Origin of the sequence: Nocardia otitidiscaviarum NBRC 14405 (genome assembly GCF_000308635.1) — a bacterium.
Lineage (GTDB): Bacteria > Actinomycetota > Actinomycetes > Mycobacteriales > Mycobacteriaceae > Nocardia > Nocardia otitidiscaviarum.
This window is the reverse complement of sequence record NZ_BAGD01000050.1, coordinates 71,519-86,488: the sequence shown is the minus strand read 5'-3', so window position 1 is coordinate 86,488 and position 14,970 is coordinate 71,519. Positions and strand designations below refer to the sequence as shown.

The 14,970-nt window shown below is 70.0% G+C and carries 15 protein-coding genes; 7 read left to right on the top strand and 8 right to left on the bottom strand.

Annotation, left to right across the window (positions count from 1 at the left end):
* Positions 1 to 51: 51 nt before the first annotated feature.
* Positions 52 to 2,274 carry an aminodeoxychorismate synthase component I gene (gene pabB / locus ON31_RS09410; RefSeq protein ID WP_051037026.1) on the top strand — a complete coding sequence of 741 codons (2,223 nt, stop codon included), beginning with the start codon at positions 52 to 54 and terminating at the stop codon, positions 2,272 to 2,274.
* A gap of 10 nt (positions 2,275 to 2,284) precedes the next feature.
* Here pabB and ON31_RS09405 read toward each other — a convergent pair whose 3' ends face one another.
* Positions 2,285 to 2,782: a hypothetical protein gene (locus ON31_RS09405; protein WP_039811634.1), complete on the bottom strand. Its 498-nt coding sequence runs from the start codon at positions 2,780 to 2,782 to the stop codon at positions 2,285 to 2,287.
* A 100-nt stretch (positions 2,783 to 2,882) separates the two neighbouring features.
* On the opposite strand from ON31_RS09405, the gene ON31_RS09400 reads away from it, so the two are divergent.
* Positions 2,883 to 4,592, top strand: a complete 1,710-nt coding sequence (locus ON31_RS09400; RefSeq protein ID WP_039811631.1) for a TerD family protein — start codon at positions 2,883 to 2,885, stop codon at positions 4,590 to 4,592.
* Between the two features lie 223 nt (positions 4,593 to 4,815).
* On the opposite strand, the gene ON31_RS09395 is transcribed toward ON31_RS09400, so the two are convergent.
* The gene (locus ON31_RS09395; protein ID WP_039811629.1) at positions 4,816 to 5,589 is read right to left on the bottom strand and encodes a hypothetical protein; all 774 of its coding nucleotides are present in this window, start codon (positions 5,587 to 5,589) and stop codon (positions 4,816 to 4,818) included.
* A gap of 131 nt (positions 5,590 to 5,720) precedes the next feature.
* On the opposite strand from ON31_RS09395, the gene ON31_RS09390 reads away from it, so the two are divergent.
* From ON31_RS09390 to ON31_RS09380, 3 genes are all read left to right on the top strand, one after another.
* Positions 5,721 to 6,968, top strand: coding sequence for an MFS transporter (locus tag ON31_RS09390; RefSeq protein WP_303621443.1), 1,248 nt, complete (start codon positions 5,721 to 5,723; stop codon positions 6,966 to 6,968).
* Between the two features lie 4 nt (positions 6,969 to 6,972).
* Positions 6,973 to 7,341: an ArsR/SmtB family transcription factor gene (locus ON31_RS09385; RefSeq protein WP_039811627.1), complete on the top strand. Its 369-nt coding sequence runs from the start codon at positions 6,973 to 6,975 to the stop codon at positions 7,339 to 7,341.
* A gap of 89 nt (positions 7,342 to 7,430) precedes the next feature.
* A complete protein-coding gene (locus ON31_RS09380; protein WP_051037025.1) occupies positions 7,431 to 9,062 on the top strand; it encodes a flavin-containing monooxygenase in 1,632 nt (543 codons plus the stop codon).
* A 3-nt stretch (positions 9,063 to 9,065) separates the two neighbouring features.
* Here the strand turns inward: ON31_RS09380 and ON31_RS36560 are convergent, their stop codons facing one another.
* Entirely contained in the window at positions 9,066 to 9,527 is a 462-nt protein-coding gene (locus ON31_RS36560; protein WP_039811622.1) for an ATP-binding protein, read from the bottom strand.
* Between the two features lie 163 nt (positions 9,528 to 9,690).
* On the opposite strand from ON31_RS36560, the gene ON31_RS09370 reads away from it, so the two are divergent.
* Positions 9,691 to 10,056, top strand: coding sequence for an STAS domain-containing protein (locus ON31_RS09370; RefSeq protein ID WP_051037024.1), 366 nt, complete (start codon positions 9,691 to 9,693; stop codon positions 10,054 to 10,056).
* Positions 10,057 to 10,074: 18 nt separating this feature from the next.
* Here the strand turns inward: ON31_RS09370 and ON31_RS09365 are convergent, their stop codons facing one another.
* Genes ON31_RS09365 through ON31_RS09350 form a run of 4 tightly spaced genes read right to left on the bottom strand, consistent with a single transcriptional unit; the run spans position 10,075 to position 13,610 of the window.
* Positions 10,075 to 10,515, bottom strand: coding sequence for a response regulator (locus ON31_RS09365; RefSeq protein WP_029932702.1), 441 nt, complete (start codon positions 10,513 to 10,515; stop codon positions 10,075 to 10,077).
* The gene (locus ON31_RS09360) at positions 10,512 to 12,125 is read right to left on the bottom strand and encodes a sensor histidine kinase (protein ID WP_085996368.1); all 1,614 of its coding nucleotides are present in this window, start codon (positions 12,123 to 12,125) and stop codon (positions 10,512 to 10,514) included. The genes ON31_RS09365 and ON31_RS09360 overlap by 4 nt, the downstream gene beginning before the upstream one ends.
* Positions 12,125 to 13,339 (bottom strand): PP2C family protein-serine/threonine phosphatase, encoded by a 1,215-nt coding sequence (locus tag ON31_RS09355; protein ID WP_051037033.1) that lies wholly within the window; start codon positions 13,337 to 13,339, stop codon positions 12,125 to 12,127. Before ON31_RS09355 ends, ON31_RS09360 begins: the two co-directional genes overlap by 1 nt.
* Positions 13,329 to 13,610, bottom strand: coding sequence for a hypothetical protein (locus ON31_RS09350; protein WP_039811615.1), 282 nt, complete (start codon positions 13,608 to 13,610; stop codon positions 13,329 to 13,331). Before ON31_RS09350 ends, ON31_RS09355 begins: the two co-directional genes overlap by 11 nt.
* Here ON31_RS09350 and ON31_RS09345 point away from each other — a divergent pair.
* Positions 13,609 to 14,019, top strand: a complete 411-nt coding sequence (locus ON31_RS09345) for a PaaI family thioesterase (protein ID WP_039811613.1) — start codon at positions 13,609 to 13,611, stop codon at positions 14,017 to 14,019. The two genes, ON31_RS09350 and ON31_RS09345, sit on opposite strands and share 2 nt — an antisense overlap.
* On the opposite strand, the gene ON31_RS09340 is transcribed toward ON31_RS09345, so the two are convergent.
* A complete protein-coding gene (locus ON31_RS09340; protein WP_051037022.1) occupies positions 14,016 to 14,969 on the bottom strand; it encodes an oxygenase MpaB family protein in 954 nt (317 codons plus the stop codon). The genes ON31_RS09345 and ON31_RS09340 overlap by 4 nt on opposite strands.
* Position 14,970 lies beyond the last annotated feature (1 nt).

Below are 14,970 nucleotides of genomic sequence, written 5' to 3'. Positions count from 1 at the left end.
CGCAGGTCGAAGTGCGATGTTCGGCACCGGGCGGCGTAGTCTGCCAGGCAAATGCGCACGCTCCTGATCGACAACTACGACTCGTTCACCTACAACCTGTATCAGCTGATCAGTGAGGTGAACGGGATCGAACCCGTGGTCGTGCGCAATGACGAGGTCGACGATCCGGCCGAGCTGAAACTGGAAGCCTTCGACAACATCGTCATCTCCCCCGGACCGGGCCGACCGGATGTGCCGCGCGATGTCGGCATCTCGGCGGCGCTCATCGCCTGCGGCGAGTTACCGCTGCTGGGTGTTTGCCTGGGCCACCAGGGCATCGTGCTCGCGGCGGGCGGGGTGGTGACGAGGGCTCCCGAACCCCGGCACGGTTATCCCGATCGCGTCACCCACGACGGGCGAGATCTGTTCGCGGGTGTACCGCAGGACTTCACGGCCGTGCGGTACCACTCGCTGTGCGCGGCGCGGCCGCTGCCGGAGGCCCTGGAGGTCACGGCGACCACGCCGGACGGAGTGATCATGGGGGTGCGGCATCGCGGCCGACCGCAGTGGGGGGTGCAGTTCCACCCGGAGTCCATCGCGAGTGAATACGGGCGCACGCTGCTGCGGAACTTCGCGCGGCTGACGGAGGCGGCCGGTGCCCGGACCCCCGGCCGGAGCGGGAGCGCGAGCCCTGACGCGGCACGGCCCGGATCCGGTCGTCGACTCGGCGGACACGGCGCTGCTTTCGGCCCGCGCGCGGAGGCCGCATCGGAAGGCCACGACGTCGCGACACCGGAGAACCGTGCCGCACAGCCCCTATCGGAGACGCACGCGGCGACCGTCGAGTACCGGGTCGAGCGCACGACCATCGAGCGTGCCCTGGACGCCGAGGCGGTATTCCTGCGGCTGTACCGGAATTCGGCGACGGCGTTCTGGCTCGACAGCGAACATGTGGAGCCCGGGTTGGACCGGTTCTCCTTCCTCGGGGACGCCTCGGGACCGCTGGCCGAGGTGGTGCGCTACCGGGTCGGCGCGGGCAGCGTGGAGGTGGAGTCGGCGGGCGGCCGACGACAGGTCGCGGGCGGGGTGCTGGACTATCTGTCCCGGGAGCTACGTCGTCGCCGCATCGAATTCCCGCCGGTGCCTTTCGATTTCGTCGGCGGCTACGTGGGGTACCTCGGCTACGAGATGAAGGCGGACTGCGGTGCGGCCGCCGCGCACCGCGCGCCCGCCCCGGACGCGCAGTGGATGTTCGCCGACCGGCTGATCGTCGTCGACCACGAGGCGGGCCGCACCCATCTGCTGGCGCTGGCCGAGTCGGGCGCGGAATCGGTTCGGGTCGCGCGGGATTGGCTCACCGCCACGCGCGCCGTCGTGGCCGCGCTGCCCACCTGGGAGAACCCGCCCGCCCTGGACCTGGTCGCGGAGGAGCGGACGGTCGCGCCGCTGCTGACCCGGGGGCGGGAGCGGTATCTCGCCGATGTCGCGGCCTGCCGGGAGCAGTTGCGCGCGGGCGAGTCGTACGAGATCTGCATTACCGACAGCGCCTATCTCCCCGCCGATTCCGACGGGCTCGACGTCTACCGCACCCTGCGCCGCAGCAATCCCGCCCCGTACGCGGCCTTCCTGCGCTTCCCGGGGCTGGAGGTGGCCTGCTCCTCCCCCGAGCGCTTCCTCAAGATCGACCGCACGCGCACGGTGGAGTCCAAGCCCATCAAGGGCACCGCGCCACGCGGCCTCACCGCCGCCGAGGACGAACAACTGGCGGCGGAACTGGCCAGCAGCCCGAAGACCCGCGCGGAGAACCTCATGATCGTGGATCTACTGCGCAACGATCTGGGCCGGGTGTGCGAGATCGGCACCGTGCACGTGCCCAAGCTGATGGCGGTCGAGACGTATACCACCCTGCACCAGCTGGTTTCGACCGTTCGCGGCACCCTGCGCGCCGACCACGACGTGATCGACTGCGTCCGCGCCTGCTTTCCCGGCGGGTCCATGACCGGAGCCCCGAAGCTGCGCACCATGGAGATCATCGACGGCCTCGAGACCGAGGCCCGCGGCGTCTACTCGGGCACCATCGGCTTCCTCGGTCTCGGCGGCACCGCCGATCTGAATATCGTCATCCGCACCGCGGTGCGCCAGCACGGCCGCTGGCGCGTGGGCGCGGGCGGGGCCGTCGTCCTGGACTCCGATCCCGAGGCCGAGTACCACGAGATGGTCTGGAAGGCCGCCGCCGCGCTGCGCGCCCTGCCGGGTATCGGCGTCGCACCGCGTGCACCCCTGCCCTCGGCCTGACCGCAGGCGGCTATTTCCGGCGATCGCGGCGCGACTTCGGTTCGGGCGGGGCGGGCTCGGCTTCCTCGCGGGGAACGGTGAAGCGACCCAGCAGGGATACGCCGGGGAGTCTGGACAGCCGGGTGAACACGTCCTCGCCGAACGCGATCATGGCCTCGAGCCGCGGGAGCAGGCGGTCGTAGGCGGCGAAGGCCGGATCGGCCAGTGCCAGCGTCCGGTCGAGACGGTCGATGGTGGCATTGAGCCGGTCGATGGCGGTGGCGAGGTTCTCGATGAGGTCGGGGAGCTGGGCGGCCAGTTGCACGGAGGCCGGTGGGAGGCGCACCGCGGTGTCGAAGGCGGTACCGGCGGTGAGCTGGGCGGCGTCGAGGACTTGGCCCGCGGCGTGCTGGGCCGCCTCCACCGCGGACTGGGCGGCGGCGATGAGGTCGCCGGGGCTGGCGGCGCGCTGCTGGCCCTTGCGGCCGGACCCCTTCGGGTTGCTGCCGGGGCCCTTCGGAGTGGTCATGCCTCCACTGTGCCGGAGCGGCGGCCAAAGTACATGTAAGACCGCCCGGTTCTATTCGGCCGGGTGGCGTGTCGGAGCGACATGGCATAGTTCGATCACGATGAAACTGATCAGGGGTGGCCATGCGCCGGTGCCGACATCGCTTCTGACCGTTGTCCTTTCGTGGCAGTCGGAACACGAGGTGGACGCGCACGCCCTGTTACTCGCCGACGGCGGCCGGGTGCGCTCCGACCGGGACTTCGTCTTCTTCAACGCGCCCCGCCACATATCCCAGGCGGTCACCCTGGATCAGGCGCCCGCCCCCGGCACCGCGCGCCTGTCGGTCTCCCTCCCGCGCACCGAATCCGACGTCACACGCATCGTCCTCACCGGCTCGGTGGACGCCGACTCCTTCACCGAGATCCCGGGTCTCGTCCTGACCGTGTTCGATCACAGCCGCCCGGTGGCCTGGTTCGAGATCGACGCCGGGGAATCGGTGCGGGCCATGATGTTCGGCGAGTTCTACCGCCGCGACGGGCAGTGGCGTTTCCGCGCCATCGCGCAGGGCTGGGCCAGCGGGCTGGCGGGCATCGTCACCGAATTCGGCGTCGAGGTCGACGACGAGGAAGCCCCGGAGCGCACGGATGCCGACCACGAGATGGCGGGAACGCGGGCGGGGGGCTCCGCGCCGTGGGAGCGGCGGATGCGGCCGGGATTGTCGTTGGAGCGGGAAGCCCGGGAGATTCCATCGCTGCTGCTGCCACCGCCGCATCCAGAGCGGGCGGACTGGCACGTGGATCCGGAGGACCCCGCACGCCTGCGCTGGTGGGACGCGGCGCAGTGGACCAGTTCCGTGCGACCGGTGCCGTCCACCGACGCCCGGCACTGCCCGCGATGCGGGCGGGCGCGGCGCTGGCGGTTGTTCGGGCGGCCCGCCCCGTGCCGGGAGTGCTCGGACCGGATCGAGGAGTATCTCGAGGGCTGGGTGCAGCGCGCCGCGCGGGTACTGCGGACGACCGGGACACACGGTGCGGACTGGGAGGCGCTGTGGACGGCACTGCGCTATCAGCGCATCGATCAGGCGCTGGGGCTGGAGCGGTTGCGGCCAGTCGGGCACGACCATGTGGAACGCCTGGTGGCGTTCGCCTTCGCCGACGGGGTCATCGAGCAGGCCGAACGCGACGCCTTCGACGCGGCGGTCGGCGAACTGGCCCTGACCGGTCCGCTCATCGAGGATCTGCGGCGGCGCATGCAGCGCGGGCATACGCTGTCCCGGCTGCGGGCCGGGGACCTGCCGGTGGTGCGGGCGGTGGGCCTGCACCTCGATCCGGAGGAGAAGGTGCACCTGGATGTGCCCGCCATCCACATCCGCCAGCTGTCGCGCGGACCCAAGCACAGCGAGGGCAGGCTCATCTGCAGCAATAAGAAGCTGCGTTTCGTCGGCATCGACACCGGCATCGAAATGCCCTGGGCGCGCGTGGTCTCGGTGATCTCGGAGAACGGTCGCGTGGTGCTGGCCGCGACCTCGGCACGCGGCGGGGCGACCTTCGACGTGGCCGATCCGGACTACACGGCCGCCAGCCTGGAGGGCGCGCTGCGGGTGGCCAAGCGCCTCGCACTCACCCCGGGGCAGCGTGATACCCGCAGCATTCCCCAAGAGGTCAAGGCGGAGGTGTGGCAGCGCGACGGCGGCAAGTGCGTGGAGTGCGGCGACAGCCACTATCTGGAGTTCGACCACATCATCCCGCTCAGCCGGGGTGGGGCGACCAGCGCGGCGAATCTGCAGATCCTGTGCCGCGCCTGTAATCGCTCCAAGGGCGCTCGTATCTAGTTGTGCTCGGCGGTCCCGGCAACCGCCCATAACCAACCGGTTGGATCGTTAGACGGTCGCGCCCCATTGCGCTGGCCTCGACGTCATCGGCGAGGCGGTGGTCCTCCGATTCCGGCGGCCACGTCGGCGGTATGCCGAGGAAGCCTGTTCTGTTGTGATGTCCATCCTCATCCACGCGCGGATGAGGTCACATCCGGGGAATTACCGAATCCAGCCCGGATATTCAGCCCCGGAGAATACGTAGTACCACCGGTTCGGTACAGAACCGTTCCCGTGCCTCCACCAGCGAGGGCAGCTCGGTGTCCGACAATCCGCCCTCGTCCACCACGGTGCACGTGCTGTCGGTGACGCGAGTGCCGTCGGTGTCCAGGCGCACCCGGGCGGTGACGAGGGGGGTCAACACATCGTCCGCGAAGCGCCAGAACCCGACCGACCAGCTCAGCTGGGCGTCGCGGGCGGTGGACGCCACATAGCCGTCGGCGGTGGTGTCGATGGCGACGCCGGTGAGTTCACCGGCCCGCCGCAGTTCGGTGGCCGCTCCCGACGCGTGATAGACGGCGTAGCGGGTATTCGGCGTGGTGAGGTGGAGCGGGACGATCAGCTCCTCACGACCGTCACCGTCGATATCGCGCAGGCTCGGATCGGAGGGATGCCGGATATCGCGCTCGGCGAGTGTCTGCGTGGCGGCGCCGTCGGGCCCGGCGACCTCGATGGTCGCGTCGGTCCGCCCGTCCACGGTGGTCCGCCGGACCGTGAAGGCGAGGCCGACCGGATCGCGGGAGCGCAGGCGGCAGTCCGGCGAGTCGGCGGGCACACCGAGATCGCCGCACGCGGGCGGCCCGTCGGGTTCGGGCGCACGGGAGACCGTCCGCGGCTGCCGCACCTCGGCGACCCCCGAGCGCTCCGAGACCGGTTGGGCCGTATCGGATTCGGCGCAGCCCGCGAGGACGGAGGCGGTCAGGGCGATCAGGTAGCCGACCGCGGAGATCCTCCCCATACGGCGAGGATAGGGCGTCCCACCGTCGCACCGAGCGATATCGCACCGACCCGCGCGGCGGCAGCACTACCCGGCACAACATGACATCATGTGCACAACTGCGCACTTATTGGCTTATAGTGGGCGGCGTGATGGAGGTTCTGCGGCACCGGCGATTCCGCCGGCTGTTCACCGCGCAGGTGGTGGCGCTGATCGGCACCGGCCTGCTCACGGTCGCCCTCGGCCTGCTGGCCTACGACATCGCGGGCAGTCGGGCCGGCGCGGTGCTCGGCACCGCGCTGGCCATCAAAATGGTGGCGTATGTCTTTGTCGCCCCGGTGATCTCGGCCGTGGCCGAACGGGTGCCGCGCAAGCTGCTGTTGCTCTCGGCGGATGCCGTGCGGGCCGCAGTCGCGGTGCTGCTGCCGTTCGTGACGCAGGTGTGGCAGATCTACGCGCTAATCTTCGTCCTGCAGGCCGCCTCGGCGACCTTCACGCCAGCCTTCCAGGCCGTGATCCCCGCGATCCTGGTCGAGGAGCGGCAGTACACGCGCGCGCTGTCGCTGTCTCGGGTGGCCTATGACCTGGAGTCGCTGCTGAGTCCGGCGCTGGCCGCCGCCCTACTGACCGTGCTGGGCTACCACCTGCTGTTCCTCGGCACGGCAGCGGGTTTCGCGGTATCGGCCGCCATGGTGGTAGGCACCGCGCTCCCCCGGCTCACCGCGGTGCCGACGGCAGAGTCGCTGCCGCGCCGCATCACCGCGGGCGCACGGGCCATGCTGGCCCTGCCCGCGCTACGCGCCCTGCTGGTCATGAATCTCGCGGTGGCGGCCGCGACGGCGCTGGTGGTGGTGAACACCGTCGTGTACGTGCGGGAACTGCTGCACGGCACGGCGACCGGGGTGGCGGTGGCCTTGGGCTGCTTCGGATTCGGCTCCCTGACGGTGGCCCTGGCCACGCCCCGCCTGCTGGCGGCACTCGGTGACCGGCGGCTCATGCTCACGGGGACGCGGTTGCTCGCCGCCGGATCGACCGCCGCGGCCGCGCTGACACCGTTGCTCGACTGGCCGCTGCTGGCCTGCACCTGGATGGCGCTGGGAGCGGGCACTTCCCTGGTGAATACACCGGCAGCCCGGCTGCTGCGGGCAGGATCCCCACCCGGCGACCGGACGGCCGTGTTCACCGCTCAGTTCTCACTGTCGCACGCGGCGTTCCTGCTCACCTACCCCATCGCGGGGTGGGCGGGCGCGCTGGCGGGGCGGGCGGATCCGGCCGGCGGACTGTTCGTGGCAGCGGCCGTACTGGCGGCGATCGCTACACTTGCGGCTATGGCGGCCGCCCGGTTGTGGCCGGTGTCCGCACCGGCGGGCACGGGAGGGCCGGTCTCGGTAGGAAGGTGAGCTGATGGCGCGCAAAGGTATTCCGGCCGCGGAATCCGCTGCCAGCCTCAGCCATCCGATCGCCCCGGACCAGGCCCGCCTCGATGCCGCGACCTCGACCTTCCGCATGCTCTCCGATTCCACCCGGCTGCACATCCTGTGGATTCTGGCCGCGTCCGAGGCTGATGTGACGGCGCTGACCGAGGCGGTCGGGGCCAATCGCACCGCGGTCAGCCAACATCTGGCCAAACTGCGCTTCAGCGGCATGGTGGACACCCGCCGCGAGGGGCGGCGGATCATCTACCGGCTGCGGGACGGGCATCTGGCGCGACTGGTGCGCGAGGGGCTCAATCACGCCGATCACGTGGTGACCGGCGAACCGCCGCACGAGTAGCGGGTCCGCGCTCCTGATCAGTGGGACGAAGGGTCGCGGCGCCGCGCTCACCCGCTCGACCATATGCCTATTCGAAATACTCGAGACGAATGGGCGAGAGGGCGAGCATGCACTCCAACAGCGAGGCGGACGGCCGGTACGACGTGGTGATCGTCGGGGCGGGGTTCGCGGGCCTCTACGGGGTCCACCATGCGGTGCGGGCGGGTCTGACCGTGCTCGGCATCGAGGCGGGCGACGATGTGGGCGGCACCTGGTACTGGAACCGCTATCCGGGCGCACGCTGCGATGTGGAGAGCGTGGACTACTCGTACTCCTTCGATCCGGAATTGCAGCAGACCTGGACGTGGACCGAGCGTTTCGCGGCGCAACCGGAGATCCACGCCTACCTGCGACATGTGGCCGAACGCTACGAACTGCGACGGCACTACCGGTTCGGCACCCGCGTCACCGCCGCGGAATTCGACGAGCCCACCGCCACCTGGGCGGTGCGCACCGATCGCGGCGACACCGTCACCGCCCGCTTCGTCATCTTCGCCACCGGCTGCCTGTCCGAACCCATCCGCCCGAATATCCCGGGGGCCGGCACCTTTCGGGGCGTCGAGCTGTTCACCGCCCGCTGGCCGGAGACGGGCGCGGACCTCACCGGCAAGCGGGTCGCCGTGATCGGCACCGGCTCCTCCGGCATCCAGGTCTCGCCGCTGCTGGCGCGCGAGGCCGCCGCCCTCACCGTCTTCCAGCGCTCGCCGAACTACAGCGTGCCCATGCCGAACCGGCCGTGGACCGAGGACGAACAGCGCGGCATCCGCGCGAGCTACGCCGAACGCCGCGCGAAGTCCTACTACGCCCCGGCCGCCACCCCGCACACCGGTATCCAGACCAAGGCACTGGAGCTGAGCGAACCCGAACGCCTGGCGGCCATGGAACAGCGCTGGAACGAGGGCGGCGTGCTGTTCAACAAGGTCTTCCCGGACCAGAACAGCGATCTGGCCGCCAATGACATCGTGCGGGAGTTCGCCGAGGCCAAGATTCGCGCCAAGGTCGCCGACGCCGCCGTCGCCGCCGATCTCATTCCCACCGACCACCCCATCGGCACCAAGCGCATCTGCACCGACGTCGGCTACTACGAGATGTTCAACGAGCCGCACGTCGACCTGGTGAATCTGCGCCGCGAGCCCATCGAGGAGATCACCGCCACCGGCATCCGCACCGGCGAACGGTTCCTGGAGTTCGACGCCATCGTCTACGCCACCGGGTTCGACGCCATGACCGGCGCGCTGCTGCGGGTGAATCCACGGGGCGCGAACGGTGTTCGGCTGCACGACGCCTTCGCCGACGGCCCGACCACCTATCTCGGCTTCGGAATTCCGGGCTTTCCCAACATGTTCAGCGTCAACAGCGTCGGAACCCCGTCGGTGATGGCGAATATGGCGCTGCACTCCGAACAGCAACTGGACTGGGTGCTCGCGCTCATCGACCACTGCCGCGCCACCGGTGTCACCCGGGTGGAAGCCCGCCCGGAGGCCGCCGCGGAGTGGACCGCCCACCTCACCGAGGTGGCGGAGGGCACCCTGTTCGTGCGCGCCAATTCCTGGTACATCGGTGCCAATGTGGATGGTAAGAAGCGGGTGTTCATGCCCTACATCGGCGGCTTCGGCAACTATCGCCGCCGCTGTGACACCGAGCGCGAGCACGGCTACCCGGGCTTCGCGCTGAGCCGCTAGCGGTCAGCCGGACAAGGGCAGCCGAAGTTCCACCGACGTCCCCGTACTGCCGGTCTCCAGCCGGACCTCCGGAACCAGAGCCCGGACCAGTCGCAGGCCGCGGCCGCGCACCTCGCCCGGATCCGGTCGCGGTGGTCTCCACCGGCCGTGGTCGGTCACCACGAGGTGCACCGCGGACCGGGTCGCCCAGCCCTCGACGTGCACGGTGCCCGGACGGTCCCGATAGCCGTGTTCGATGGCATTGGAGCACACCTCGGTCACCGCCAGCACCACATCGTCCACCCGTTCCGACGCCATTCCCGTGGTCGGCAGCCAGTCGCGCAGCGCCCGGCGCACCATCACCAGGTTGCGGGGCTCGGCGGGCAGCCGGACGCGCAGGGGCGTCGATGGTTGCGCTTGCCGCGGTCGCTGGATCATCATCGACACGCCGCCTCCTGTTCCGCCGTTGCCGGCGAGTCGCACCATCTGTCCTAGTCGCTCCTTGGTAGCAATACCCGTGCAACTCACGGCTATTCGACCCGTTGTGGGAGGATTGAACACACGGCGGATGGGTACGCACGCAATGGCGCGCGGCCAGGAACCGGCCGCCCGCACAGTACCTGGGCAGCCCTGGAGAAAGGACTCGACGGTGACCGAGAGCGGGACGTCCCGAACACTGTCCGTGGCGGTCCACGAGCACGATGGCACGCTCGTGGTGACCGCGAACGGTGAGATCGACATCGCCTCGGTCCCCGAGCTGCGGTCGGTGCTCGAGGAGACCCTGGCCACCGGGCGCGTGCCGGTGCTGGACATGTCGGGGGTGGGTTTCATGGGCTCGGTGGGGCTGAGCGCCCTGCTGGTGGCGGCCGAGGCGGCCAAACCGGCCCGGCTGCGTGTGGCAGCCAGCCCGCAGGTGCGCCGCCCCATCGACGTGACGGGGCTGGACGAGGTGGTGGCGCTGTTCGACACCCTGGACGAGGCCCTCGCCGCCGGGGAGCTCGATCTCTCGGTGTGATCGGGCCGCCCCGGCCGGTCAGTGCCGGGGCAGCCGGACCACCTGGACGAAGAATTCGTCGATCTGCTTGATCGCGGCCATGAACTGGTCCAGATCCACCGGTTTGGTCACGTACGCGTTGGCGTGCAGCTGGTAGCTGCGCAGGATGTCCTCCTCCGCCGCCGAGGTGGTCAGCACGACCACCGGAATGTGCGCCAGCTCGGGATCGGTCTTGACCTTGCCGAGTACCTCCCGCCCGTCGTATCTGGGCAGGTTGAGGTCGAGCAGGATGAGGTCGGGGCGCGGGGCGTCGGCGTGCTCGCCCTGACGGTAGAGGAAGTCCAGTGCCTCCTGCCCGTCCCGCGCGACGTGCATGGTGTTGCCGATCTTGTTGTCCTCGAACGCCTCTCGCGTCATCAGCTCGTCGGCGGGGTCGTCCTCCACCAGCAGGATATCGATCGGACGGACGACCTCGTTCATGGCGATGCTCCTTCTTCGGCGGTGATCGGCCGGTCGACGGTGGATTCGACCGCCGCGACCAGCGTGAAACGGAACCGGGTGCCACCGGTGTAGTCGGTGTCGATCCCCATGTGACCACCGTGGTACTCGACGATTTTCTTGCAGATGGCCAAACCGATTCCGGTACCGCCGTATTCACCGCGCGGATGCAACCGCTGGAAGATGACGAACACCTTGTCGGCGAACTCCGGCTCGATGCCGATGCCGTTGTCGGTCACCGTGAACGACCAGCCGCCGTCCGCATCCGCCACGCAGGTGATCTCGACGACCGGTGCGCGATCGGCGGCACGGAACTTGATGGCGTTCCCGATCAGGTTCTGCCACAGCATGGTCAGCAGCACGGGTTCACCGACCAGCTCGGGCAGCCGGTCCGGGCGGACGACACGCGCCCCGCTCTCCTCGATGGCGGCGGACAGATTGGCCAGCGCGCGGTCGAGCGGCTCGTCCAACCCGATGGGTTCGGTGCCGGTGATCACCCGACCCACGCGGGAGAAGGCCAGCAGATCGTTGATCAGCACCTGCATGCGCTTGGCCCCGTCCACCGCGTAGTGGATGTACTGCTTGCCGCGCTCGTCCAGTTCGCTGCCGTAGCGCTTCTCGATCAGCTGACAGAACGAGGCGACCTTGCGCAGCGGTTCCTGCAGGTCGTGGGAGGCGACGTAGGCGAACTGCTCGAGTTCGGCATTGGAGCGGCGCAGTTCCAGGGTCTGGCTGTCCAGGAAGGCACGCTGCTCCTCCACCCGCGCCTGCTGTTCCCGGGAGGACTCCAATTCGGCGAGGATGCGGCGGCGCATATCGTCGACCGCGGTCGCCACCGCCGCCACGTCGGCTGGACCGCGGCCGTCGATGCGGTGGGTGAAGTCGCCGCCCGCCACCCGCTGCGACGATTCGGTGAGTTCCCGCATGGGCCGCACGATCAGCCGCCGGACCAGGACGATCATGGCGATACCGGTCAGCAGGCAGACCCCGACCATGACACCGAGGATCGCGTTGCGCACGGTCCGGGTCCGCGCCAGCGCCGCGGAATCGGTCGCCGCCATCTCGTTCAGATGCTCCTCCTGGGTGGTGAAGCGATCGCGGAGCTGGTCGAAGATGTCTTTGCCCTGCGCGGCCGTGACATCCCCCAGATCGCGCACCGCCGCTGCGGAGCCCGCCGAGATCAGCGGTTCGGCGTAGGAACCGCGCCAGCCCGCCGCGGCCTGTTCGACGGCGGCCAGATCCGCGATCGCCACCGGCCGATCGCCCACCAGCTCCCGAAGCCGCTGGGCCGCTCGGCCTTCCTCCAATCTGCCGTCGTAGTAGGGCTGGAGGAAGCGTGGATCGCCGGTGATGGCGTAGCCGCGGATACCGGTCTCCTGGCTGATGAGCGCGTTCTGCAGGCGAATGGCCTCGTTCTGCGCGGGCAGTGCGCTCGCCACCAGCCGGTCGGTCACCTCCGTGGTCTCGGCGACCACCTGGGCGACGGCCAGCGCCGCCAGTGCCACCACGAACAGCAGACTCGCCAGGACCACGTGCAGCCATGCCTGTGCCGTCAGCTTCCCCACCGGTCCGGAGGGTCGCTCGGATGCCATCAGTCGCGGTTCTCCCTGTCGTCGGCCCAGTGCAGATACAGCATGGCCACATCGTCGTCGAGTCCGCCCGATGCGGCGGCCAGCGACTCGACCTGGCCGATCAGCGCGTCCAGGAAGGCGTCGGGGCTGTCGGCGCGGATGCGGCGGGCCAGGTCGAGCAGGCCGTCCTCGCCGAGCCGGTCGCCGTGCTCGTTCACGCAGCCTTCGAACAGGCCGTCGGTGAGCAGGGCGAGACCGCAGTCGGCGGGCAGGGCCACCGTGTGTTCCGGCCAGTCGGCCCGACCGGGCAGGAAGCCGAGCGCCGGACCACCGGGCGTCTCCAGCCAGGAGACCTCGTCGCCGCAGCGCAGCAGCATGCCGGGATGACCCGCGCGCAGCACCCGCACGGTGCCGTCGTCGGGACGCAGCTCCAGGCTGGTGGCGGTGGCGAAGGTGGACGGCGCGGTGCGTTCGGCCAGCAGCACCTGTTCCAGCAGCCGCAGCTGTCGCGTGCCGGTGACGCCGCTGAGAATCAAGGTGCGCCAGGCCAAGCGCAGCGCCACCCCGGCGGCGGCCGCGTCCGGGCCGTGGCCGGAGACATCGCCGATCACCGCGTGCACGATGCCGTCGGCATCGGCGACCACATCATAGAAATCACCGCCGAGCAGTGCGTGTGCCCGACCGGGCCGGTAGCGCGGGACGGCGGTCACGGCACTGCGCGCGGGCAGCAGCGGCGTGGGCAGCAGTCCGCGTTCCAGCCGGGCGTTCTCCTGCGCCCGCATCTGACTGGCCTGGAGGGCGGCGCTGGTGTGCTCGGTCTGTTTGCGCTGAATCGCGTATCGCACCGCGCGCCCGAACAATTCGGGTTCGACCCGGCCCTTGACGAGATAGTCCTGCGCCCCGGCGGCGACGGCGGCCAGGCCGGTGTGCTCCTCGTCGAGCCCGGTGAGCACCACCACCGCCACATCGGTGCGGCCGCGCACCCGCGACAGCGCCTCCAGGCCGTTGGCGTCGGGCAGGTGCAGGTCGAGCAGCACGCAATTGGCCGTGCCCGCACGCAATTCCGGATCCGCCTCGGCCAGCGAGCGCACCCACCGCAGGGTGCATCCGGGCGCGCCCTCGGTGACCAACTCCTCCACCAGGAGGGCGTCGGCGGGGTCGTCCTCGATCAGGAGAACCCGGGGCTGGGGCCACACCCGGTCGGCGACCAGGCTTTCGAAGGGCTCACGCCGCACGGGCACCGCCGACGGGTATGGGGACGGGGCGGGTGCGCCGGGTGGTGCGGCGTCCGGTGGTGCGGCGGAACAAGATCATTGCCTCCGATCGACCCCTGCGGGCAGGGTGGGCATGCGTCATCGACGCCACGGCCGGTTTCTGGACCGAACGGCCCTCGAATCGTAGCCGATCCAGCAGATCCACGGCAGCGACGCAGGTGAGCACCGGCGCGGCGGCATTACCTCGAAGGTAATCGACCCGCGCACCCGCGTCCGGCACGCTCGAGGTCATGACCACAACGATCGACACCGCCGGCACCGCCCTCTTCCACCGGTCCATGCCGTTCACCGAACGGCTCGGCGTGGAGGTGCTCGACAGTCGCGCCGATCTGGTGCGCAGCCGTCTGGCGTGGGACGAATCCCTGTGCACCCTGGGCGGTGTGCTGCACGGCGGCGTGCTGATGGCCCTGGCCGACTCGACCGGCGCCGTCTGCGCGTATCTGAATCTCCCCGAGGGCAAGGCCGGTACGACCACGGTCGAGTCCAAGACGAATTTCCTGCGCGCCGTCCGCTCCGGTTACGCCACCGCCACCGCGCGCCCCCTGCACGCCGGTCGCGCCTTCATCGTGGTCGAGACCGAGATCCACGACGACGCGGGCGATCTCGTCGCCAAGGTCACCCAGACCCAGGCCGTGCGCTAGGCGCTGCGGCGGCCGTGCAGACCGTAGCGCTCGCGCGCCGCGGCGGGGGTGACCACGGTCGGATTCGCCGGGACGCCCGCCTCGAGGTGCTCACGGTACAGCCGCGCGGTCATCGGGCCGATGGCCGAGCGCAGCACGGCCAGTTTGGCCCGGTCGCCGCTGACCGCCGCCACGGCGAGTCGGGCGGCGGGTCGGATACCCGCGTCCACCACACGCGGGTGGTCGAAGCCGCCGGTCTCCCGCATCCACCTCGGGAGTGTGGCGATGACGGCCGGGGCGATGAGGCGGCTGCCGAAACCGAGCCGGAAGCCGCGGTCGAACGGGGTGTGCAACAGGTAGTGCATGGCGCGGTGGGCGCGGTCGGAGCTGCACAGGCGCGGCTTGACGGCAGCGAAGTAGTCGCGCACCTCCGCTCGCGAGCGCGGTACGTCCGCCGGTTTGCAGGTTTGCAGTTCGGCGGCGACGGCGCATTCGGCCCAGTACCGCCGCTCCTCGGCGGGCGACAGCGGTCCGGGTCCGTACTGCTCGTAGCACTTGAGCACCGAATGCCAGCCGGTGACGTGGATCCACAGCTGCGAGTCGGGATTGTTGGCGCTGTAGCGCTTTCCGGTGATGGGCTCGATACCGGTTGCCTTGGCGTGCACCTTCATGAGGTGATCGGCGGATTCGACGGCCATGCGGCTGTCGCCCACCGCGGCGATGAGGAAGTAGGCGAAGGTGTGGTCGAGCCGGCCGCGCGGATCGCTGTAGATGCCGCCGACGTCCGCGACCGCGGCGGTCAGATCCGGATCGAAATGCTCGAGCGTGACCGAACGCTGGAATCCCAGCACCGCGGTCGGCGCGGTCCACACCTTCCAGGTGGGTGAATCGGGTCCGAAGAAGCCGTAGTCGACCTCTCGGATCTTGCGGGTGGGCGCGTTGAACTGCGGACGCTCGGTCTGTGTGGTCATC

Bases quoted from the DNA above. Each gene is read 5' to 3' on its own strand.
- pabB (WP_051037026.1), top strand. From the start codon at position 52: ATGCGCACGCTCCTGATCGACAACTACGACTCGTTCACCTACAACCTG.
- ON31_RS09405 (WP_039811634.1), bottom strand. From the start codon at position 2,782: ATGACCACTCCGAAGGGCCCCGGCAGCAACCCGAAGGGGTCCGGCCGC.
- ON31_RS09400 (WP_039811631.1), top strand. From the start codon at position 2,883: ATGAAACTGATCAGGGGTGGCCATGCGCCGGTGCCGACATCGCTTCTG.
- ON31_RS09395 (WP_039811629.1), bottom strand. From the start codon at position 5,589: ATGGGGAGGATCTCCGCGGTCGGCTACCTGATCGCCCTGACCGCCTCC.
- ON31_RS09390 (WP_303621443.1), top strand. From the start codon at position 5,721: ATGGAGGTTCTGCGGCACCGGCGATTCCGCCGGCTGTTCACCGCGCAG.
- ON31_RS09385 (WP_039811627.1), top strand. From the start codon at position 6,973: ATGGCGCGCAAAGGTATTCCGGCCGCGGAATCCGCTGCCAGCCTCAGC.
- ON31_RS09380 (WP_051037025.1), top strand. From the start codon at position 7,431: ATGGGCGAGAGGGCGAGCATGCACTCCAACAGCGAGGCGGACGGCCGG.
- ON31_RS36560 (WP_039811622.1), bottom strand. From the start codon at position 9,527: ATGGTGCGACTCGCCGGCAACGGCGGAACAGGAGGCGGCGTGTCGATG.
- ON31_RS09365 (WP_029932702.1), bottom strand. From the start codon at position 10,515: ATGAACGAGGTCGTCCGTCCGATCGATATCCTGCTGGTGGAGGACGAC.
- ON31_RS09360 (WP_085996368.1), bottom strand. From the start codon at position 12,125: ATGGCATCCGAGCGACCCTCCGGACCGGTGGGGAAGCTGACGGCACAG.
- ON31_RS09345 (WP_039811613.1), top strand. From the start codon at position 13,609: ATGACCACAACGATCGACACCGCCGGCACCGCCCTCTTCCACCGGTCC.
- ON31_RS09350 (WP_039811615.1), bottom strand. From the start codon at position 13,610: ATGACCTCGAGCGTGCCGGACGCGGGTGCGCGGGTCGATTACCTTCGA.
- ON31_RS09340 (WP_051037022.1), bottom strand. From the start codon at position 14,969: ATGACCACACAGACCGAGCGTCCGCAGTTCAACGCGCCCACCCGCAAG.